This is a genomic window from Variovorax sp. GW821-FHT10B04 (assembly GCF_059415645.1).
The window spans coordinates 163,840-184,614 of record NZ_JBWKNQ010000008.1; the positions used below are offsets into that span (position 1 = coordinate 163,840).

Sequence of the window (20,775 nt, forward strand, 5' to 3'; positions counted from 1 at the left end):
CACCTATCATGCCCGCATTCACCGACCCCCACCGCACCTGAAGGAGACATCGGCATGCATGCCTGGCTTTGTGAAACCCCGACTGGCGTTGACGCGCTGACCTGGAAAGAGTTGCCCACGCCCCAACCAGGCCCCGGAGAGGTGCTGATCGAGATCAAGGCGGCGAGCCTGAACTTTCCGGATCTGCTGATCGTGCAGAACAAGTATCAGATGAAGCCCGCACTCCCCTTCGTGCCCGGCTCGGAATACGCCGGCACCGTCCAGGCAGTGGGCGAGGGAGTCAAGCATCTGCAAGTGGGCCAGAGCGTTGCCTGTCTTTCCGGCACGGGCGGCTTTGCGACGCACACATTGGCACCTGCTGCGCTGTGCATACCGCTGCCGGACGGATTCAGCCATGTGGACGCTGCCGCCTTCATCATGATCTACGCGACGTCGTGGCATGCATTGATGGACCGGGCGCAGCTGAAAGCCGGCGAGACCGTCCTGGTGCTCGGCGCGGCCGGCGGCGTCGGCACTGCCGCAATCCAGATCGCCAAGGCTGCGGGCGCCAGGGTCATCGCCGCAGCTTCGACGGATGAGAAATGCGAACTCTGCCGATCGATCGGCGCCGATGAGACGATCAACTACACAACGCATGCGCTGCCCGGCGGATTTCGCGATGCCATCAAGACAGCAACCGGAGGCAAGGGACCGGACGTGATCTATGACCCGGTCGGCGGGGACTTTGCAGAGCCGGCGTTCCGCTCGATCGCATGGCGCGGCCGCTACCTCGTCGTTGGATTTGCGGCTGGCCCCATTCCATCACTCCCATTGAATCTGACACTGCTAAAAGGAGCGTCTCTGGTCGGTGTATTTTGGGGCGATTTTGCACGCCGAGAACCGAAGGCCAATGCCGCAATGATGGCGGAATTGGTTGCGTCGTATGCCCAGGGAAAGATCAAACCCGTAATCGACAGCACGATGCCGATGAGCCAGCTGAAAGCAGCCTATGCCCACATGGGTTCGCGTGGCGTGAAGGGGAAATTGGTCATGACCAACTGAGCGCCACCTGACCGAATTCTCTTCACATGAAAAAGCCCGCTATGCGGGCTTTTTCATGGGGTACTTCAAGTGCAAGTGGGTCACTTGATTTCAAAGTCGGTCAGGGACTTTCCAGCTGCGAGTGCTTCCGTGATCCAGCGAGGCTTGCGACCACGGCCACCAGACCATGTCTCACCCGTCGGACTGCGGTATTTGGCCTCTGCCTTGGTCGTCGGCGCGCTTGCGGCACGTTTGCCGGAAGGTCCGCGTACATTGAGTTTCAGGTCGGCAGCGCTTAATCCGTATTCAGCGATCTTCTTGCGCAGCTCTTCGATGACACCGGCACGTTCGTGATTGCGAAGCTCTTCAGCCTGCTTGCGCAATTGAGCGATCTGTTCTTCGTTCTTCTTGATCTGTGAATTGATGTCTGCAAGAGTGGATGAAGCCATGCTTGAGTCCTTGAATTAAATTGGAACGCGGAATTCTAATTCAACTTCAAATTATCACAAGACAATGCCCATAAGAAAAAAGGGCGCCTGTTTGTAACAGGCGCCCTTTTCGAAGGCTGGGGTGGCTGATGGGACTCGAACCCACGACGACCAGAATCACAATCTGGGACTCTACCAACTGAGCTACAGCCACCGTAGAGCCTTAGATTATAGGGCAAAAATCAGCGCTGCACGGCAGACTGCGCATCCACCGGCTTCGGAACCAGGATTTCCGCCTTGAAACGAGTCTTCAACAGATCGAAGTACGCCATGTTCTCTGCGGCCCCGACAGCCTGCGCGAACTGCTCACGCTCCTGCTTGGCAGCATCGGGGGCCAGCGCCGTCCTTGGGACCGCTTTCGTCACACGGACAATGGCATAACCCGCCGGCCCCAGATCGACACCTTGCAATACCGGTAGCTTCGACAAGTCGGCACGCAACGCGCTTTCCACGATTGCACCGGGCAGGGACTGGGGCTCCGGGCGCGACACGACCACAACCGGACCAAACGCTGCGCCAGCAGCATCCTTCTGCCACGCTGCCAGCTTGGCCTGTCCGTCGGTGTGCGCAAGCGCAGCGGCTTTCTCCGCAACCAGCTGACTGCGAACCTGCTCGCGAACTTCCGTCAGGGGCAGCGTGCGTGCAGCGGAATATTGCGTCACCCGACCTGAAGCGAGCTGGTTCGGGCCGATTTCGATCGCCTCCGTGTTGTGCTTTCTGTCGATCGCCTCAGGCGCAAAAAGCGCCGAAATGAAATTCCGGCTGGACAGCGGGCCGACAGCACCAGGTGCAGGAGAACGCGTCACATGGTTCGCCGTCTTGATAACGAGCTTGAGCTTGTCAGCCGCAGGCCGCAAGCTGTCAGGCTGCTGGTACACCGCGTCAGTGAAAGTCTCTGCCGCCTTGGCAAATTCCTGGGTCGCCTGTTGACTGCGAACATCGTTTTCAATGGTTGCACGCACTTGTGCGAACGGCTGCACGACAGACGGCTTGATGTCATTCAACTGAATGATGTGGTAGCCGAATTCAGTCTCCACGATGCCGCTGATCTCTCCCTTTTTCAACGAGAACATCGCGTCCTCAAAAGGCTTGACCATCGCGCCTCTGCTCACGAAATCCAGGTCTCCACCTTTTTCCGCCGAGCCAGGATCTTGTGAATTCTTGCGCGCCACATCCGCGAACGTATTCGGTGACTTCTTTACTTCTGCCAGGAGCTGTTCTGCCTTGGCACGCGCCTTCTCGCGATCGGATGCCGATGCGCTCGCAGGGGCATTGATCAAAATATGACTGGCACGACGCTCTTCAGGCGTGCCGAAGCGGGTCAGGTTCTGCTGGTAATAGCTCTGCAGATCCGCATCGCTGACAGCGATATTCTTTTTTGCGGCATCGAGATCGAGCACGAGATATTCGATGGAGGCTTCTTCCGGCGCCTGGAACTGCGCAGTGTTTGCCTTGTAGTAGGCATCGATATCCGCATCGCTCACTTGCACCTTGCCATTGAAATCGGCGGTGTTGAAGCGCGCCACCTGAATCTCTCGCCGATCGAAATAAGCGCCGAGTGCCAGGTCCGCCTGCGCGTTTGCCGCGAAGGCCGTGCCGGACACGCCGAGCAGCACCTGCTGCGTCGAGAGATCCGCACGGACTGCGGCTTCGTACTGCTCGGGCGTACGGCCGGTCACCATCACGAAGCGCTCGCGATCGAACTTGCCGTCGGCAGTACGGAAAGAAGCCAGGCCGGCATCTTCGGCAAAGAGCCGCGCGAGACGATCCTCGGACACCGTCATGTTCGACTTTGCAGCGGCGACCGCCATCACTCGGTCACGCACCATGCGCTCCAGCGTTGCATAGCGCGCAGCATCCGAGTCCAGGAGCGCGACGTCCACGTTGGGAGCACGTTCGCGGATGCGCGCCACTTCGTTTCGATGTTGGGCATCCCATTCCGGCCGAGTGATCGGCTGGCCATCGACCTGGGCCACCTTGTCGCCGGAGCTGTCGCCCTTGTAACGATCGACGCCGAACAGGACGAACGAAGGAATGATCAGCAAGAACAAGAGGCCCATGACGATCTTGTTGTACTTGCGGAAGAACTCAAACATGCTTGAACACTCTCTGTGACGATCTCGGGCGGGAAAACAAAAAAGGCGAACAAATGCTCGCCTTTTTGTCGGGGTGGTGGGTGCTACAGGGCTCGAACCTGTGACCTACGCCTTGTAAGGGCGCCGCTCTACCAACTGAGCTAAGCACCCCCGAGAAGCAATGACTCAGTTCAGCGCATCTTTCAGCGCCTTGCCGGGACGGAACTTCGGAATCTTGGCAGCCTTGATTTTAATCGCGTCGCCGGTACGCGGATTGCGGCCGGTTCGCGCTGCGCGCTTTCCGACGGCGAATGTGCCGAAACCAACCAAAGAAACCGAACCACCCTTCTTGAGCGTTGTACGAATGGCGCCGATGGTCGATTCAAGTGCGCGAGTAGCAGCGGCTTTGGAGATGTCGGCGTTTTTTGCGATGTGCTCAATCAGTTCGGTCTTGTTCACAAGGGCCCCTTGCAGAAAATGTTGATCAGTTTGTCGCCAGCTGTCGCCGGGCCCATGGCATTGCCGACAGACCAGCTGCGGCGATAGGGGGCGAAGGGAACAGCTGGTGGACGTGTTGGCAGCGACAGCCGCCAACGATTACAACCACTGGTCCACGGGGTGTCAATAAGACACCAAGCCACGTGATCCAGCGGGGAGCGCGATTCTAGGGGCGTTTTGCGAACTCGCTCAGAGGGCCTCGGCAATCGCCCTTCCGAGATCGGCTGTCGAAGCGTTTCCGCCGATGTCGGGCGTGCGAGGCGCGCCGCTTTGTGGTGCCAGCACTTTTTCGATCGCAGCAAGCACTGCGTCGTGCGCCTCCTTATGCCCCAGGAACTCGAGCATCATCGCGCCGCACCAGATCTGGCCGATCGGGTTCGCGATGCCCTTGCCCGCGATGTCGGGGGCCGAGCCGTGGACCGGCTCGAACAGCGACGGCGTCGTACGCTCCGGATTCAGATTCGCGCTGGGCGCGATGCCGATCGTGCCGGTGCAGGCTGGACCGAGGTCCGACAGGATGTCGCCGAAAAGGTTGCTCGCGACCACCACATCGAAAAAGTCGGGGCGCTGCACGAAATGCGCCGTCAGGATGTCGATGTGGAACTTGTCGAGCGTGATGCCCGGATAGTTCTTCGCCATCGCAGCCACGCGCTCGTCCCAATAGGGCATCGTGATCGAGATGCCGTTCGACTTGGTGGCGCTGGTCAGGTGCTTCTTGGGCCGCGACTGCGCAAGTTCAAAGGCGAACTTGAGCACGCGATCGACACCGTGACGTGACATCACGGTCTCCTGGACCACGATCTCGCGCGCAGTGCCCTCGTACATGCGGCCGCCGATGCTCGAGTACTCTCCCTCGGTGTTCTCGCGCACGATGTACATGTCGATTTCGCCCGGCTGGCGCGGGCTGCCATCCCTGCGCACGACCGGCGCCGTGATGCCCGGCATCAGGCGCGCCGGGCGCAGGTTGATGTATTGATCGAACTCACGGCGAAACAGCAGCAGCGAGCCCCACAACGAGATGTGATCGGGAATCTTCTCGGGCCAGCCGACCGCGCCGAAGAAGATCGCGTCGTGGCCGCCGATCTGATCCTTCCAGTCGTCCGGCAGCATCTTGCCGTGCTTCTCGCAGTAGTCCCAGCTCGAGAAGTCGAAGTGGTCGAATTTCAGGTCGATGCCGAACTTGCGGGAGGCAGCGTCCAACACGCGCAGGCCTTCGGGCATGGTTTCCTTGCCGATGCCGTCGCCGGCGATGACTGCGATTCTTTTGGTGCTCATGAAGTGTCCTAGGTTTCAGGAATGGAAGAAGGCGAGCGCCTCGCGCAACAGCTCGTCCGGCGCTTCTTCAGGGATGTAGTGACCACAGGCGACCGATCGGCCTGCGATGTCGGCGGCACGTTCGCGCCACAGCGCCAGCACGTCGAAGCATTTTCCAACCGCGCCGTGCTCGCCCCACAGCACGCGCAACGGCTGCTGCAGACGACGCCCCGCCGTCACGTCGGCGCGGTCGTGTTCCAGGTCGATGGTGGCCGATGCGCGGTAGTCTTCGCAGATCGCCATCGCCGTACCCGGAAGCGCGGCACACCGCTCGTACTCGGCCAGCGCTTCCGGCGCGAAAGGCGCGAGGCCGGCGTGCCGGCCGCCCATCACGCTGCGCACATAGCGCGAGGGATCGGACGACAGCAGAGCCTCTGGCAAAGGCGGCGGCTGGATCAGAAAGAACCAGTGCCAGTACGCGCGCGCAAAGGCATCGGAGGTGTTCTCGTACATGGACAACGTCGGCGCGATATCGAGCAACAGGAGCCGCTCCACCTCGGCCGGGTGATCTGCCGCCAGACGATGCGCCACGCGCGCACCGCGGTCGTGGGCCAACACCTGGAATTGGTTGAAGCCGTGGTGCTGCATCACATGCAACGCATCCAACGCCATCTCACGCTTGCTGTAGGGCCGATGCGTCGTGTCCGATTCGGGTCGCCCGGAGTCTCCGTAGCCCCGCAGATCCATCAGGACGAGGGTGAAGTGCTCGGCGAGCGCGGGCGCCACGCGGTGCCAGATCACGTGGGTCTGTGGATGGCCATGGAGCAGCAGCAACGGCCGCCCGCGACCGCCGATGCGGCCATGCAGGGAGACACCGTCGCGCACCACATCGAACGAAGTGAAGGTATTGAGCACGCCAAGATTGTGCGTTGCGCTCCGAAGCGAATCAAGAAACAATCACCGAATTCATCATTTCCTTTCAGGCCTGAATGGACCGCAGTGATCTGGTTCTGGTGCAGGCCATCCGGCAGCATGGCAGTCTTGCTGGCGCCGCCTTGTCCATCGGCGTTGCGCCCTCTGTCGTCACCAAGCGGCTCGCCAGCATCGAGTCCGGCCTGGGCCAGCGCCTGTTCGATCGCACCACCCGCAAGCTCAGTCTGACGGCCGAGGGCGAAACAGTCTGCCGGCATGCCGACAGGCTCCTTGAGGGCTTCGCCGAACTCGAAGCCGAATTGAGCGAACACCACAGCCAGTTGCGCGGCGCGCTCCGCCTTGCCGCGACGCTGGGGTTCGGCCGTCGCTGGCTGGGCCCGGCGCTGGCCGATTTCCAGGCGCTGTATCCGGGACTCCATGTCCAGCTGCAGTTGAGCGAAGAGCTGCCCGATCTGAGCACCGAAGGCTATGACGGCGCCATCTGGCTGTGGTCCGTCCAAGGGACGCGGCAGACGCAGTGGACATCGCGCCGCCTTGCGGGAAACCAGCGTGTCCTGGCCGCTGCACCGGCCTACCTTGCCCTCCGCGGAATGCCGACCACACTGGCCGAACTGGAACAGCATGACTGTCTGGCGGTTCAGGAAAACGGTGAGTTGCTGCGGCAACGCAGCATGCACTGGACGCTGAAGCACGACAAGGAAAGCAACATGACGCGTGTGCGTGTCCGCGGACCGCTGTCGAGCAACTCGGGAGAGATGGTGCGCGACTGGTGCCTCGCCGGCCGTGGAATCATGCTGCGCAGCCTCTGGGACATTGCGCCGCAGTTGAGCAGCGGCACCTTGGTCCGCGTGCTGCCCCAGTACGCGATGCCCGACGCCGACATCCACTGGATCGCGCCGTGGCGTCCCCGCACGCCGCAGCGTGTTCGCCTGCTGATCGACTTTCTGACGGAGCGCTTCCGCAGCGAACCCTGGAAGCCCGCACGCCCACCGGCCGCCGGCAAACGCACTGGCTAGGCGGGCGGGCGCTCTCGAACGACGAGACCGACGCCGACCGCCGTGATGGCGATACCCGCCAAGGTCAGCCCCGTGATCGGCTCGTCGAACAGGAACCAGGCCATCACCGCAGTGCAAGGCGGAACCAGATACAGCAGGCTGGCCACGGCAGTCGCGGTACCGCGCTGGATCAACAGATAGAACAGCGAACCCGCGCCGAGCGTGAGCGCCAGCACCGACCAGGCCATTGCGCCGATGGAGAACACATTCCACTCGATCGACTGCGACTCCAGCAACACGAATGGCAACGTCACCAGCAACGCCGCGCCTTGTTGCACGGTGGCCGCGCTGCGCACGTCGCACGGCGCCACGAAGCGCTTCTGGTACAGCGTGCCGGCGGTGATCGAGATCAGCGCGGCGATCGCCAGCATCATGGTCCAGGCGCTGACCTCACCGCCCTGCACGAGCTTGCGCGCGACCACGAGCGCCAGGCCGGCAAAACCGAGCGCCAGGCCGGTCCATTGCCTGCGCGACACCCGATTGCCCTGCGTGGACAGCCATATCGCCGTCAGAACCGGCTGGAGACCGACCAGAAGCGACACCAGGCCAGATCCCATGCCGGCATGAACGGCCGCCCAGACACCGCCCAGATAACCGGCATGCATCAACACGCCGGTGACCGCCAGATGCATCCATTGCGAGCGCCGCGCCGGCCACGACACGCCGGATGCCAAGGCCCACACCGCAAAGCAGACACCGCTCAGCGCATAGCGAATGGCAAGAAACTTGAGCGGCGGTGCGTAAGGCATGCCGTAGCGCGCAACGATGAAACCCGTGCTCCAGATCAGCACGAACACCGTGGGCATGGACCGCAACCAGCCCGTCATGCGGGCTGCACCGGTCATTTGGCGCGCGCCCTTATCTCGGGAATCGCCTTCTGCAGGTAATACACCATCGACCAGATCGTCAGCACGGCGGAGATCCAGATCAGCCATTGCCCCCAGACGCCGGTATCGATGACGCCGAACAACCGGCCCTCGAACAGCAGGAACGGAATGGCCACCATCTGCACGACCGTCTTCACCTTGCCGATCATGTGGACCGCCACGCTCTTGCTTGCGCCGATCTGGGCCATCCACTCGCGCAAGGCGGAAATGGCGATCTCGCGGCCGATGATGATGAGCGCCACGAAGACATCGGCCCGGTTCAGGTGGACCAGCACCAGCAGCGACGCGCACACCAGGAACTTGTCGGCCACCGGATCGAGGAAGGCGCCGAACGCCGAAGTCTGATTGAGCCGGCGCGCCAGGAAGCCGTCGAGCCAGTCCGTGGCCGCGAACACGATGAACATCACCGTGGCGATCAGGTTGCGCATCGGCTCCGAAATCGGCAGATAGAAGACGCCCACGATCAAGGGTATTGCGACGATGCGCGCCCAGGTCATGATGGTTGGCAGGGTCCAGAACATGACGGCTATTGTCACACCCCTGGAAGACCGCCTGGTCGCATCGCCCTTCCAGCCCGCAAGGGCAGTTGCGGCGCCGGCGACCTAATGCAGCGCACGGTAGATATCCTCCGCCAGATCGGCCGCGATGCCCTCGACCGACGCGATGTCCTCCACGCTCGCAGCGGCCACGCCACGAATCCCGCCAAAACGCTGAAGCAGCCGCGCGCGGCGCTTCGGACCGATGCCCGGAATGTCCTCGAGCTGGCTGCCGCCAACCCGCACCTTGGCGCGCTTGGCGCGCATGCCGGTAATGGCAAAACGGTGCGCCTCGTCGCGGATCTGCGCCACCAGCATCAGGGCAGCCGAGTCGCGGCCCAGATAGACCTTCTCTCGGCCATCGGCGAAGACCAGTTCCTCGAGCCCGACCTTGCGGCCCTCGCCCTTCTCGACGCCGACGATGAGCGACAGCGACAGGCCCAGTTCGCTGAACACCTCGCGCGCCATCGACACCTGGCCCTTGCCGCCATCGACCAGCACGAGGTCCGGCATGCGGGCGCTCTTGCTGCCGACCGGCGCGTCGGTGCCGACACCGTCTGCGTCGCCGGCGGTCGGCGCATCGACATCGGCCGCCATCGCCTCGGCAAGCTTGCCGTAGCGCCGCAAGAGCACCTGCCGCATCGCCGCGTAGTCGTCGCCGGGCGTGATGCCGTCGATGTTGTAGCGCCGGTACTCGCGGTTCTGCATCGCATGCCGCTCGAAGACCACGCAGGACGCCTGCGTCGCCTCGCCAGCCGTGTGCGAAATGTCGAAGCACTCGATGCGGAAGTTGTCGAGATCGTCCGGCGCGAGTTCCAGCGCGTCGACCAGCGCGCGCGTACGCGCCTGCTGGGACCCTTCTTCTGACAGCAGCCGCGCCAGTTGCAGGTCGGCATTGGTCTGCGCCATCTCGAGCCAATGGCGACGCTGCTCCCGGGGCTGGAACACGGCGGTGACGCGCGTGCCCGACTGCTGCGAGATCGCCTCGATCAGCGAACGGCCGACCTGCTGGCTCAGCACCAACGTCGCCGGCACCGGCACGTCGATGTAGTGCTGCGCGATGAAGGCTTCCAGCACCTGCACCTCGACCGGCTCGTCGGGCACGATGTCGCTGCCTTCGTCCTCCTCGTCCCGTTCGCCGTGGTGGATCTGCGCCGCATCCTCCACATGCACCGGGAAGTAGGGGCGGTCACCGAGATGCCGGCCGCCACGCACCATTGCCAGATTGACGCAGGCGCGTCCACCCTGCACCCGCACGGCCAGGATGTCCACATCCTTGTCCGAGGCGATCTCGATCGATTGCTGGTGCAGCACGCGCGACAGGGCCGACATCTGGTTGCGCAGTTCCGCCGCCTGCTCGAACTGCAGTTTCTCGGCATGGGCCGTCATGCGCGCCTCGAGCTGGCTCAGCACCGCCTGCGTATCGCCCATCAGGAAGGCTTCGGCATTGGCGACGTCCTGCGCGTAGGCTTCCGGCGTGACGTAGCCGACGCACGGGCCGGTGCAGCGCTTGATCTGATAGAGCAGACAGGGCCGGGTGCGGTTGGCATAGACCGTGTCTTCGCAGGTCCGCAGCTTGAATACCTTCTGCAGCAGCTGGATCGATTCCTTCACGGCCCAGGCGCTGGGGTACGGCCCGAAGTAGCGGTGCTTGCGATCGGTCGCACCACGGTAGTAGGCCAGCCGCGGAAAGGTGTGCGAGGCGATCTTCAGGTACGGATAGCTCTTGTCGTCGCGAAACAGGATGTTGTAGCGCGGCTTGAGCGTCTTGATCAGATTGTTCTCGAGCAGCAGCGCCTCGGCCTCGGAGCGCACCACCGTCGTCTCCATGCGCGCGATCTTGCTGATCATGTGACCGATGCGCGTGCCGCCATGGCTCTTCTGGAAATAGTTGGCAACGCGCTTCTTCAGATTGCGCGCCTTGCCCACGTAGAGCACGGCACCTGCCGCATCGAAATAGCGGTAGACGCCGGGCAACTGCGGCAGGGCCGCGACTTCACTGAGCAACTGATCGGAATGCACGTCGGACATGGCAGCTATTGTCGCGTGGCAGAACGCCGGCCTGCCCGTGGGCGAACCCGTGCGGCCTGCAACATCCGCATCTCATCCGCTAGGCTCCGGCAGCGGCGGGCCGCGGGGCCCCTTTCCAATTTCGGACGAACACACCATGCGCTGGGACATCTTCTGCCAAGTCATCGACAACCACGGCGATCTGGGCGTCTGCTGGCGCCTGGCGTGCCAATTGGCGAAGCGCGGCGAGGCTGTGCGGCTCTGGGTCGACGACGGACGCGCACTGCGCTGGATGGCACCGCAGGGCTGCGCGGGCGTGTCCGTCGTCGACTGGTCGAACGCCGACGCCGTCGCCGAAGCTGCGCGAGACACCCCGCCCGACGTGCTGGTGGAAGCCTTCGGCTGCGATCCGGCGCCTGCATTGGTCGCGCGCTTCGCCGGGCACCGGCAAGCCAGCGGCGCGCATGGCGCCTGGATCAACCTCGAATATTTGTCGGCCGAGCCTTATGTCGAACGGCTTCACACGCTGCCCTCCCCCGTCTTCAAGGGCGCGGGCCAGGGGTTGACCAAGCATTTCTTTTACCCCGGTTTCACTCCGGCGACCGGCGGATTGCTGCGCGAAGCCGACCTGGCCGACCGGCGCGCCCGCTTCCGCCGCGCCGACTGGCTCGCGGCCCGCAACATCGACTGGCAGGGCGAGCGCCTCGTGTCGCTCTTCTGCTACGAACCGCCGCATCTGGACGCACTGCTGGCGCAATGGGCCGCGGGCGCAACCCCGACGCACCTGCTGGTGACCGAAGGCCGCGCAGCGGACGCGATCCGCTCGGCGCTACCGTCGCTGGCCGATGCCGTACCGACACGAACAGGCGCTCTGCGCATCAGCTTTCTGCCGCTCATGCCGCAAACCGCGTTCGACGAATTGCTCTGGAGCTGCGATTTCAACTTCGTGCGCGGAGAAGATTCGCTGGTTCGCGCGATCTGGGCCGGCCGACCCTTCGCCTGGCAGATCTACCCCCAGGACGACGACGCGCACCATGTCAAGCTCGAAGCCTTCCTCGACGCGATCGGCGCACCGCCGTCGCTGCGTGCATTCCACCGCGCCTGGAACGGCATCGGCGAAACCGCACCCGCCTGGCCCGACGACACCCTGCTGCAACGCTGGAGCACCGACGTGCAAGCCGCCCGCGACGCACTTGGCGCACAAGCCGACCTCTGCACGCAGCTCCTGGATTTCGTCCGGCGCCGGCGCTGATGCCGCGGGTCGACCGCTCAGCCGACCGTCAGGCGCGCCTCGCCGATCCCGTCGAACGCCGCATCCACCCGCGCCGGGCCGTCGAGCCACACCATGCCGCACCACGAGCCCGTCGTGAGCACGCTGCCGGCCGCGAGTTGCCCATGGCGCAGCACCGCATGTTGAAGCCATTGAGGCGTCATCCAGAGCGGATCGCCGCAGGGATGCGCACCCTGATAGCGGCCGATCTCCCGGCCGTCGATGTGCAACGAGGCTGTCTGCGCCGCCCAGTCGACCGACCGGATCGGCGTCCAGTCGCCGACCACCAGCGCGCCGTTCGACTGCAGATCGGCCAGCTTCAACATGCCCGGCGCACGGTCAGTACCCTGCCACCGGAAGTCGACCAACTCGATGGTCACCGCCATGGCGTCCAGCAGCGCAGCCGCGTCATGCGTGCCGCGGGCAGCCAGATCCTCGGCCGTCACGTCGCGCGCCAGCCGAAAGGCAACCTCGATTTCGATGCCGAGCCGATGGAAATCGCGCGCCGCGAGCCGGCCCGGCGACGGCTGCACCCAAGGCCGCGGCAGCCGAGCGAAGACGGCGGTCGAAGTCGGCGTCGGCCCGCCACCCTTCCAGTGGCTCGGCAATTCGGGCTCGGCTGCCCAGCCCAGTGCGGCTGCGACCTCGTCGTGTACGGCATAGGCATCGTCCGCGGTGAGCGGCGTGTCTTTCCAGGGCGTTTCGTCGGCTGCGACGCCACTGCGGCGGGCGTCGATCAGGGCGGAGGCAATGGCATGAAGCGTGTCGTCGTGCATCGCTCAAGTCTGCCGCAAATAGCCGCGGTCTGCGAAAACCGCTAAAATCGGAGGCTCTCCGAAATTTGCTGCCCGCTGTTCGGTCCGGATCTGCAAAGCGTCCAGGAACCGCAATGGCCACAGGGCCTGCCGCGCCCCGCGGCCAACCAGCCAGACAACCTTATGAAAATCGCTCAAGAAATCCGCGCCGGCAACGTGATCATGCACGGCAAGGACCCAATGGTCGTTCTGAAGACCGAGTACAGCCGCGGCGGCCGCAACTCCGCCACCGTGCGCATGAAGATGAAGAGCCTGATCGCCAACTTCAACACCGAAGTGGTCTTCAAGGCAGACGACAAGATCGACCAGATCGTGCTGGACAAGAAGGAGTGCACCTACTCCTACTTCGCCGACCCGATGTACGTCTGCATGGACGAAGAGTTCAACCAGTACGAAGTCGAAGCCGAGAACATGGGCGATGCGCTCAACTACCTCGAAGACGGCATGGCCGTCGAAGTGGTGTTCTACGACGGCAAGGCGATCTCGGTCGAAGTGCCGACCAGCGTCGAGCGCGAAGTCACCTGGACCGAACCCGCCGTCAAGGGCGACACCTCGGGCAAGGTCATGAAGCCGGCCAAGATTTCCACCGGTTTCGAAGTCGGCGTGCCGCTGTTCGTGGCGCAAGGCGACCGGATCGAAATCGACACCCGCACCGGCGAATACCGCAAGCGCGTCTGAGCGCAGCACACGAATCCAAAGGCTCCATCGGGAGCCTTTTTTCATGGTCGCTCCTGCTGGCGACCGGGCCCCGAAATTGCTCTCCATCCGCATGAACAAGACGCACGACCTTCACGACAAACGCCTGGCCGACGCATGGGCCACGCTGCAGGCCCATTCCGATCGCGGGCTGCCGCTCGACGCCGACCCGTCGCGTCTGGCCTTCGCCGATCCTGAATTCCTGCTGCGCCGCGAGACGCGCGGCCTGCGCATGCAGCTCGAGTTGATGAAGCCCGATCTGGAAATGCGCGAGCACGGCATCGAGAACACCGTGGTCGTCTTCGGCAGCGCACGCTTTCGCAGCCAGGAAGAATCCGGCGCGCTGATCGCCCAGGCCGAAGCCTCGGGCGACGTTATCGCCGCCGAACGCTGGCGCAAGCTGGCCCGCAACTCGCACTACTACGAAAAGGCGCGGGCCTTCGGCAAGCTGGTTGCGCAGTACAGCAACGACAAGGAACCCGAGGACAAGCTGTTCATCTGCACGGGCGGCGGCCCCGGCATCATGCAGGCAGCCAACCGCGGCTCCTATGAAGGCGGCGGCCTGAACATCGGCCTGGCCATCGCGCTGCCGATGGAAGAAGAAGCCAACCCCTGGGTCACGCCGGCGCTGAGCTTCAAGTTCCATTACTTCGCGATCCGCAAGATGCATTTCATGATGCGGGCGAAGGCGCTGGTGGCGTTCCCTGGTGGCTTCGGCACGCTCGACGAGCTGTTCGAGGTGGTGACGCTGGTGCAGACCCGCAAGGCCAAGCCGGTGCCGATCGTGCTGTTCGGCTCTGACTACTGGAAGCGGCTGATCGACTTCGATTTCCTGGTCGACGAAGGCGTGATCTCGCCGGCCGACGTGAACCTCTTCGAGTACGTGGACGCACCCGAAGACGCCTGGACTGCGGTCAAGCGCTTCTACAAGCTCTGATCGGCGGGCGCCGGCACGGTCAGGCCCCAGACTGAGCGCGTCCCCGCCGCCACCACGCCGCCGATCACCCAGAACAGGCCGGCGATGCCGATCACGGCACCGGCGGCGCCGAACAGCATCGGCATCGCAACGCTGGAGGCGTTCAGCGTCATCACGCGAAGGCCCAGCGCTTCGCCATGGCGGTTGTGCGGCGTGATCTGGTGCAGCATGCTCATGATCATCGGCTGCACCGCACCCAGGGCGATGCCCAGCGCCACCGAGCACACGCCCATGCCGAAGGCCGTGTGCATCAGCGGATAGAACAGGAAGACAGCCGCGGTGATCACGTTCGAGACGGTGATCACGCTGCGCTCGCTGGCGCGTGAGGCGATCCATGGCAGCACGACTCGGATGCCGGCCGCCGCCACCGCGAAGGCACCGAGGATCGCGCCGATCACCGAGGCACTGAGACCGCGCTCATGGCCGAGGATCGGCAGCACGAAGGTATGGACATCCCAGGACGCGGATTGCAGCCAGTTCACGAACAACAGGCGACGGAACATCGGCTGCGACAGCAGGTCCATCGCGCGCGGCTTCGGCGCGCCGGCTGGCGGCGCAGCGATCGGCAGCTCCTGCGTGCGACGCGCCAGCAGCCAGCACAGCAGCGGCAACACCGTCAGCAGCACGAAGGCGGTACGGTAGCCGGTCGCATCGCCCGCAACACGCCCCGCATGGTCGATCAGCAGACCGGTCGCGAACGGGCCCACGAAATTTGCTGCCGCGGGCGAGATCGCCAGCCAGCTGAAGACCTGCTTGAGCTGTGTCGGATTGGCGGCCGCCCGGCCCACGTGACGCTGCAGCGCGATCACCGTGACACCGGTGGCGCCGCCGGTGAGCAAGGCCGCCAGGCACAGCACCGGGAACACGGGCCAGACCGTGGCCAGGGCCGCGCCCAGGCTCGCTGCGCCGACGGCGAGCTTCAGCGGCAAGCGCAGCCCGTGACGATCGGCAAAACGCCCGGCCGGCAATGCGAGGAACACCTGCGTCAAGGCGAACAACGACAACAGCACGCCGACGGCGGCGGCGCTGTAGCCCTGCTGCAGTGCCAACAAAGGTGCCGCCAGGCGGGTGCCGGTCATGGCCGCATGCAGGCAGATCTGCGCGGCGATCAGCCGGAGCAGCTCAGGCGTCATCGTCGACGCCGTTCGGCGGCAGCAGCGCCTGGGCTTCGGAGTCGGGCAGCGCCTCCACACCCTTGAGCACGCGCCGCATCTGGCGGGCGCGGGTGTCGGCCTTGTCGAGCGTGTCCGACGCCTTGGCCACTTGCTCCTTGATGCGCGCCACCCATTCGCCGTAGCGCTCGAACTCCGTCTTCACCGCGCCCAGCACCTTCCAGACCTCCGAGGCCTGCTGCTCCAGCGCCAGCGTACGAAAGCCCATCTGCAGGCTGTTGAGCATCGCCAGCAGCGTGGTCGGTCCGGCCAGCGTGACGCGGTGCTGCCGCTGTACCGCGTCCATCAGCCCGGGACGGCGCAGCACTTCGGCGTAGAGGCTCTCGACCGGCAGGAACAGGATGGCGAAATCGGTCGTGTGCGGCGCGGCGAGGTAGTTGTCCGCGATCGATCGCGCTTCGGTGCGGATGCGCAATTCGAGCGCCTTGCCGGCCAGTTCCACGGCCACGGCATCGGCACGTTCGTGGGCATCGATCAGGCGCTCGTAGTCGTCGCGCGGAAACTTGGCGTCGATCGGCAGCCAGACCGGCGAGCCGTCCTCGCCACGGCCAGGGAAGCGCACCGCGAAATCCACACGCTGATTGCTGCGCGGCTTGGTCTCGACCTGCTTGGCGTACTGCTCGGTCGTGAGCACTTGTTCCAGCAGCGCCTCCAGCTGCACCTCCCCGAACACGCCACGCGTCTTCACGTTGCTCAGCACCCGCTGCAGGCTGCCGACGCCGACGGCCAGCGTCTGCATCTCGCCGAGCCCCTTGTGGACCTGATCGAGCCGGTCGGCCACCTGCTTGAAGCTCTCGCCGAGCCGCGCCTCGAGCGTGTTCTGCAGCTTTTCGTCGACCGTGCGCCGCATCTCGTCGAGCTTGGCAGCGTTGCTCTGCTGCAGTTGCGCGAGCTGGGCCTCCAGCGTTGCGCGCATTTCCGCCAGGCGGCGCGCATTCGATTCGCTCAGCCCCTGCAACTGGGTGTTGAGCGTGTCGGCCAGCGACTTCTGCAGCAAGGTCAGCTGCTGCGCGAACGCATCGATCTGGGCATTCTGGGTGCGGGTGGCTTCGGCGTTCTGCAGCAACAGCGCGCGCTGGAAGCCCGCGAAGGTCTGCGCGGCCTCCTGCCGTGCGCCACGGGACGATTCAGCGATCTCACGACGCAGCTCACGCTCGATGCGTTCGCTGCCGTCACCCAGGTTGTCGAGCGCAGCGAGCAATTCCGCATGGTCGGCAGGCGGCGGCCGACGCAGCAGCAGCCAGCCGATCAGGAGGACATTCAGCGTGCAGAGCGCGAGGAGAAGCCAGGCGATGTCGAAGGGGAACTGGGGCATGGGTCGATGAGCGCCGTGGAGGCCGATCCTTATGGCGCAGCCGTTGGCGCCGCCGGCGTGGGCGTGACGGGCGTCACGGCGCCCTGCCCGTCGAGGAAGCCGACCAGGTTGTCGGCCGCCAGCTCGGCCATGGCCCGCCGCGTCGGCACCGAAGCACTCGCGATGTGCGGCGTCAGCACGACATTCGGCACGGTGAGCAGGTCGGGATGCACCTTGGGCTCGCCCTCGAACACGTCGAGGCCGGCGGCGGCGATGCGCCCTTCGCGCAGCGCCGCCGCCAGCGCCGCATCGTCGACGATGCCGCCTCGCGCGATATTGATCAGCGTGGCCGTCGGCTTCATGAGGGCCAGCTCGGCTGCGCCGATGGTGTGGTGCGACGCAGCGGTGTACGGCACCACGAGCACCACATGGTCTGCCGTCTTCAGCAGGTCGTCCTTGCCGACGTAGCGTGCGCCACAAGCGGCCTCCAGTTCGGGCGACAGGCGCGACCGGTTGTGATAGATCACCTTCATGCCGAAGCCCAATGCCCCGCGCCGGGCGATGCCCTGCCCGATGCGGCCCATGCCGATGATGCCCAGCGTCGAGCCGTGGATGTCGCTGCCCGAGAACATGTCATAGGCCCATTTCTGCCACTTGCCCGCACGCAGGAAGTGCTCGCTCTCCGTGATGCGGCGGGCCGTCGCCATCAGCAATGCAAAGCCGAAGTCGGCCGTGGTCTCGGTCAGCACGTCGGGCGCATTGGTGCCGACAACGTGGCGCGCCACCATCGCATCGATGTCGAAGTTGTTGTAGCCGACAGCCATGTTGGCGCAGATCTTCAGGTCGGGGCATGCATCGAGCAGCGTGGCATCGATGCGTTCGGACGCCGTGGTCAGCACGCCCTGAACGCCCTGCAGCCGCTCGATCAGGCCGGCCTGCGACCAGATCTCGTCGGTCTGGTTCGAGCGGACTTCGAAGTGCTGTTCGAGCCGCGCAATGGTTTCGGGAAAGACGGCGCGGGCGACAAGGATCCTGGCTTTGCTCATGGGTACGGTCTCAACGGAAGAAAACGAAAGTGGTGAGGATGAACAGCGGCATGAGGATCGTGCACGACCACCCCATGTAGCCGAAGAAACTCGGCATGCGCACACCGCGGCTTTCTGCGATAGCCCTCACCATCAGGTTGGGCGCATTGCCGATGTAGGTGTTGGCGCCCATGAATACGGCGCCGGCGGATATGGCCGCCAGCGTCGCCGCATGGGTCGTCATCAGGACCGCCGGATCGCCACCCGCGGTGTTGAAGAAGACCAGGTAGGTCGGTGCGTTGTCAAGGAAGGAACTCAATGCGCCGGTGGCCCAGAAATACATCGCCGGATCGGGCTGTCCGTCGGCACGGGTCACGGCCGATATGACGGCACCGAAAGGTCCCTGGGCGCCGGCCTTCAGCATCGCGATCACCGGAATGATGGTCAGGAAGATACCGGCGAACAGCTTCGCGACCTCGGTCATCGGGGCCCAGTCGAACTGGTTGTCGGCATGCACCTTGGCGGCGGTGATCTTCAGAGACAACAGCGTGATGCCGATCAAGCCGGCATCGCGCACCAGGCCCGGCAAGCCGACCTCGGTGCCGGCAACGGAGAAACTCACCGGCGACGTCCAGAAACCGCTGAGCAGCACGACAGCCACGATGCCCGCCAGCAGGCCGAAGTTGGCGACGCCGTCAAAACGCACCTGAGGCATGCCCGGCGTCGGAGCGATCTGCGGCAGGCCTTCGCGACGGTGGTAATGACGATCGATCGCGTAGAACAGCGCAAGCAGGATGCCGACGATGAACAGCATGTCCGGCAGGATGTTCTTCGCGGTCCAGAAGAAATCGACACCCTTCAGAAAGCCGAGGAACAACGGTGGATCGCCCAGCGGCGTGAGCGCACCACCGGCGTTCGACACGATGAAGATGAAGAACACCACGACATGCGCCCGGTGGACGCGCTTGTCATTGGCACGGAGCAACGGGCGGATCAGCAGCATCGACGCGCCAGTGGTACCCATGACGCTGGCCAGCACGGCGCCGACCGCAAGGATCCCGGCGTTGAGCCCCGGCGTGCCGTGCAGGTTGCCTCGGATGTGGATGCCGCCCGCCACAGTGAACAGCGCAGTGAGCAGAAGGATGAAGGGGATGTACTCCGCGAGCAGTGCATGCGCGAGCTGCGTGCCGGCCATCACGAGCCCGTGGACCGCGGCGAAAGGCAACAGAAAGGCCAGCGCCCAGGCCGCGGCCACCTTCCCGTAGTGCAGGTGCCAGAACGTCGGCACGAGCAACGGCAACAACGCGATCGACAGCAGGATTCCCGCGAAAGGCACACCCCAGAATGGCGAGAGCGCGGCGCCGTCGAGCCCGGCGGCGACGCCCGGTACCGGCGTCAACCCAAGCAGCGGCAAGGTCGAGGAAAAGCGAAGAATCGACCGCTTCATGGACACGACGCCGCGCTCGCCGTTCAGGCGGAGGGCGGCTGCTCGATCTCGAAGACCTGGCGAAGATAGGCAAGGTACTTCTCGTCGTCGCACATGTTCTTCGACGGCGTGTCCGACAGCTTGGCGACCGGCTGGCCGTTGCAGCGGACCATCTTGATCACGATCTGCAGCGGCTCGTAGCCCAGGTCGTTGGTGAGATTCGTGCCGATGCCGAAAGCCAGCAGGCAACGGCCGCGAAACTGGTGATACAGCTCGATGGTGCGCGGGATGGTGAGACCGTCACTGAAGATCAGCGTCTTGGTCCTCGGGTTCACCCGGTTGGCCGCGTAGTGCGCCAGCATGCGCTCGCCCCACTGGAACGGATCGCCACTGTCGTGACGCGCGCCATCGAAGAGCTTGCAGAAATACAGGTCGAAGTCGCGCAGGAAGGCGCTCATCCCATACACGTCGGACAGGGCGATGCCCAGATCACCCCGGTACTCCCGCGCCCACGATTCGAACCCGAAGACCTGGCTGTCCCGCAGCCGCGGGCCGAGCGCCTGACAGGCCTGCAGATACTCGTGGGCCATCGTGCCCAGTGGAAGCAGACCGAGCTTCATGGCGTAGAGCACGTTGCTGGTCCCAGCGAACTGCGCAAGCGCCGCGCTGCTCGTTGCAGTCGGCGCTGCAACCGCACCCAGGCGCGCGCTCAGCGTACGCAGCACCTCCTCGTGCCAATCCTTGGAAAAACGGCGGCGCGTGCCGTAGTCGGCAATCTTCAGGTCCGACAGGCCTTCGGCCTTCAGCTGCCCGATCTTGGTCTCGAGCCGTCGCCGGCCTTCGGTCAGGTCGGGATACCTTTGCGTATTGCGGAAATAGACCTCGTTGACGATCGCCAGCACCGGAATCTCGAACAGGATCGTGTGCAGCCACGGCCCCTTGATCTGGATGTCGAGCTCGCCCGAAGGCAGCGCCACGATGTCGATGTATTTCTCATTGAGGCGGAACAGCCCGAGGAAGTCGATGAAGTCGCTCTTGATGAAGCGCATCGATTTGAGATAGGCCAGTTCCGGCTCCCGGAACTGCAGCGAACAGAGGTGGCGGACCTCGTCGCGGATCTGGCTGGCGAACTGCGCGAGGTCGACTCCGGGGTTGCGGCACTTGAAGCGGTACTCGACCTGCGCTCCGGGAAAGTGATGCAGCACCACCTGCATCATCGTGAACTTGTAGAGGTCGGTATCGAGCAGGCTTTGAATGATCATGTTGCGGCGCGCGTGTCTCTTGGTCGGGCAAGCGTTCGATTATCACGATCTCCGTCGGTGCCTGCCTACGGCCCCTTCCCGGA

The 20,775-nt window shown here is 64.3% G+C and carries 19 protein-coding genes and 2 tRNA genes; 5 read left to right on the forward strand and 16 right to left on the reverse strand.

The genetic code is table 11. The features are described from left to right. Nucleotides 1-54 precede the first annotated feature (54 nt). The gene (locus tag AC07PZ_RS20335) at nt 55-1,041 is read left to right on the forward strand and encodes an NADPH:quinone oxidoreductase family protein (RefSeq protein ID WP_495296938.1); all 987 of its coding nucleotides are present in this window, start codon (nt 55-57) and stop codon (nt 1,039-1,041) included. A gap of 80 nt (nt 1,042-1,121) precedes the next feature. Here AC07PZ_RS20335 and AC07PZ_RS20340 read toward each other — a convergent pair whose 3' ends face one another. The 7 genes from AC07PZ_RS20340 to AC07PZ_RS20370 form a co-directional block, all read right to left on the reverse strand. Continuing rightward, nucleotides 1,122-1,469 carry an H-NS histone family protein gene (locus AC07PZ_RS20340; protein WP_495296939.1) on the reverse strand — a complete coding sequence of 116 codons (348 nt, stop codon included), beginning with the start codon at nt 1,467-1,469 and terminating at the stop codon, nt 1,122-1,124. 117 nt (nt 1,470-1,586) lie between these two features. Continuing rightward, nucleotides 1,587-1,662 (reverse strand) — tRNA-His (locus AC07PZ_RS20345). Between the two features lie 28 nt (nt 1,663-1,690). Next, nucleotides 1,691-3,604 (reverse strand): SurA N-terminal domain-containing protein, encoded by a 1,914-nt coding sequence (locus AC07PZ_RS20350; RefSeq protein ID WP_495296940.1) that lies wholly within the window; start codon nt 3,602-3,604, stop codon nt 1,691-1,693. A 74-nt stretch (nt 3,605-3,678) separates the two neighbouring features. After that, a tRNA-Val gene (locus AC07PZ_RS20355) sits at nt 3,679-3,754 on the reverse strand. 15 nt (nt 3,755-3,769) lie between these two features. Further along, the gene (locus tag AC07PZ_RS20360) at nt 3,770-4,042 is read right to left on the reverse strand and encodes an HU family DNA-binding protein (RefSeq protein WP_007830705.1); all 273 of its coding nucleotides are present in this window, start codon (nt 4,040-4,042) and stop codon (nt 3,770-3,772) included. Between the two features lie 228 nt (nt 4,043-4,270). Further along, complete coding sequence (locus tag AC07PZ_RS20365) at nt 4,271-5,356, reverse strand: tartrate dehydrogenase (protein WP_495296941.1); 1,086 nt, start codon at nt 5,354-5,356, stop codon at nt 4,271-4,273. 15 nt (nt 5,357-5,371) lie between these two features. Then, entirely contained in the window at nt 5,372-6,292 is a 921-nt protein-coding gene (locus AC07PZ_RS20370) for an alpha/beta fold hydrolase (protein WP_495296942.1), read from the reverse strand. Nucleotides 6,293-6,324: 32 nt separating this feature from the next. On the opposite strand from AC07PZ_RS20370, the gene AC07PZ_RS20375 reads away from it, so the two are divergent. Continuing rightward, a complete protein-coding gene (locus AC07PZ_RS20375) occupies nt 6,325-7,284 on the forward strand; it encodes a LysR substrate-binding domain-containing protein (RefSeq protein WP_495296943.1) in 960 nt (319 codons plus the stop codon). Here AC07PZ_RS20375 and AC07PZ_RS20380 read toward each other — a convergent pair. The 3 genes from AC07PZ_RS20380 to uvrC form a co-directional block, all read right to left on the reverse strand. Next, a complete protein-coding gene (locus tag AC07PZ_RS20380) occupies nt 7,281-8,168 on the reverse strand; it encodes a DMT family transporter (protein WP_495297093.1) in 888 nt (295 codons plus the stop codon). The two genes, AC07PZ_RS20375 and AC07PZ_RS20380, sit on opposite strands and share 4 nt — an antisense overlap. Next, nucleotides 8,165-8,731 carry a CDP-diacylglycerol--glycerol-3-phosphate 3-phosphatidyltransferase gene (pgsA, locus tag AC07PZ_RS20385; protein WP_495296944.1) on the reverse strand — a complete coding sequence of 189 codons (567 nt, stop codon included), beginning with the start codon at nt 8,729-8,731 and terminating at the stop codon, nt 8,165-8,167. The genes AC07PZ_RS20380 and pgsA overlap by 4 nt, the downstream gene beginning before the upstream one ends. A gap of 81 nt (nt 8,732-8,812) precedes the next feature. Continuing rightward, on the reverse strand, nt 8,813-10,777 hold the full coding sequence (gene uvrC, locus AC07PZ_RS20390) for an excinuclease ABC subunit UvrC (RefSeq protein WP_495296945.1): 1,965 nt from the start codon (nt 10,775-10,777) through the stop codon (nt 8,813-8,815). A 136-nt stretch (nt 10,778-10,913) separates the two neighbouring features. Between uvrC and earP the strand changes: the two genes are divergently transcribed. Further along, nucleotides 10,914-12,008: an elongation factor P maturation arginine rhamnosyltransferase EarP gene (gene earP / locus AC07PZ_RS20395; RefSeq protein WP_495296946.1), complete on the forward strand. Its 1,095-nt coding sequence runs from the start codon at nt 10,914-10,916 to the stop codon at nt 12,006-12,008. Between the two features lie 17 nt (nt 12,009-12,025). Here earP and AC07PZ_RS20400 read toward each other — a convergent pair whose 3' ends face one another. Further along, on the reverse strand, nt 12,026-12,802 hold the full coding sequence (locus tag AC07PZ_RS20400; RefSeq protein WP_495296947.1) for a fumarylacetoacetate hydrolase family protein: 777 nt from the start codon (nt 12,800-12,802) through the stop codon (nt 12,026-12,028). 162 nt (nt 12,803-12,964) lie between these two features. Between AC07PZ_RS20400 and efp the strand changes: the two genes are divergently transcribed. Together efp and AC07PZ_RS20410 are read left to right on the forward strand one after the other, a co-directional pair. Next, a complete protein-coding gene (gene efp, locus AC07PZ_RS20405) occupies nt 12,965-13,519 on the forward strand; it encodes an elongation factor P (protein ID WP_495296948.1) in 555 nt (184 codons plus the stop codon). Between the two features lie 91 nt (nt 13,520-13,610). Beyond that, a complete protein-coding gene (locus AC07PZ_RS20410) occupies nt 13,611-14,474 on the forward strand; it encodes an LOG family protein (RefSeq protein ID WP_495296949.1) in 864 nt (287 codons plus the stop codon). On the opposite strand, the gene AC07PZ_RS20415 is transcribed toward AC07PZ_RS20410, so the two are convergent. The 5 genes from AC07PZ_RS20415 to pncB are packed head-to-tail and all read right to left on the reverse strand — an operon-like array spanning nt 14,462 to nt 20,692. Continuing rightward, the gene (locus AC07PZ_RS20415; protein ID WP_495296950.1) at nt 14,462-15,646 is read right to left on the reverse strand and encodes an MFS transporter; all 1,185 of its coding nucleotides are present in this window, start codon (nt 15,644-15,646) and stop codon (nt 14,462-14,464) included. The genes AC07PZ_RS20410 and AC07PZ_RS20415 overlap by 13 nt on opposite strands. Beyond that, complete coding sequence (locus AC07PZ_RS20420; protein WP_495296951.1) at nt 15,636-17,000, reverse strand: DNA recombination protein RmuC; 1,365 nt, start codon at nt 16,998-17,000, stop codon at nt 15,636-15,638. The genes AC07PZ_RS20415 and AC07PZ_RS20420 overlap by 11 nt, the downstream gene beginning before the upstream one ends. A 29-nt stretch (nt 17,001-17,029) precedes the next feature. Next, the gene (locus AC07PZ_RS20425) at nt 17,030-18,025 is read right to left on the reverse strand and encodes a 2-hydroxyacid dehydrogenase (RefSeq protein ID WP_495296952.1); all 996 of its coding nucleotides are present in this window, start codon (nt 18,023-18,025) and stop codon (nt 17,030-17,032) included. 10 nt (nt 18,026-18,035) lie between these two features. Next, nucleotides 18,036-19,451 (reverse strand): sodium:proton antiporter, encoded by a 1,416-nt coding sequence (locus AC07PZ_RS20430; protein ID WP_495296953.1) that lies wholly within the window; start codon nt 19,449-19,451, stop codon nt 18,036-18,038. Nucleotides 19,452-19,474: 23 nt separating this feature from the next. Further along, on the reverse strand, nt 19,475-20,692 hold the full coding sequence (gene pncB, locus AC07PZ_RS20435) for a nicotinate phosphoribosyltransferase (protein ID WP_495296954.1): 1,218 nt from the start codon (nt 20,690-20,692) through the stop codon (nt 19,475-19,477). Nucleotides 20,693-20,775: the final 83 nt, after the last annotated feature.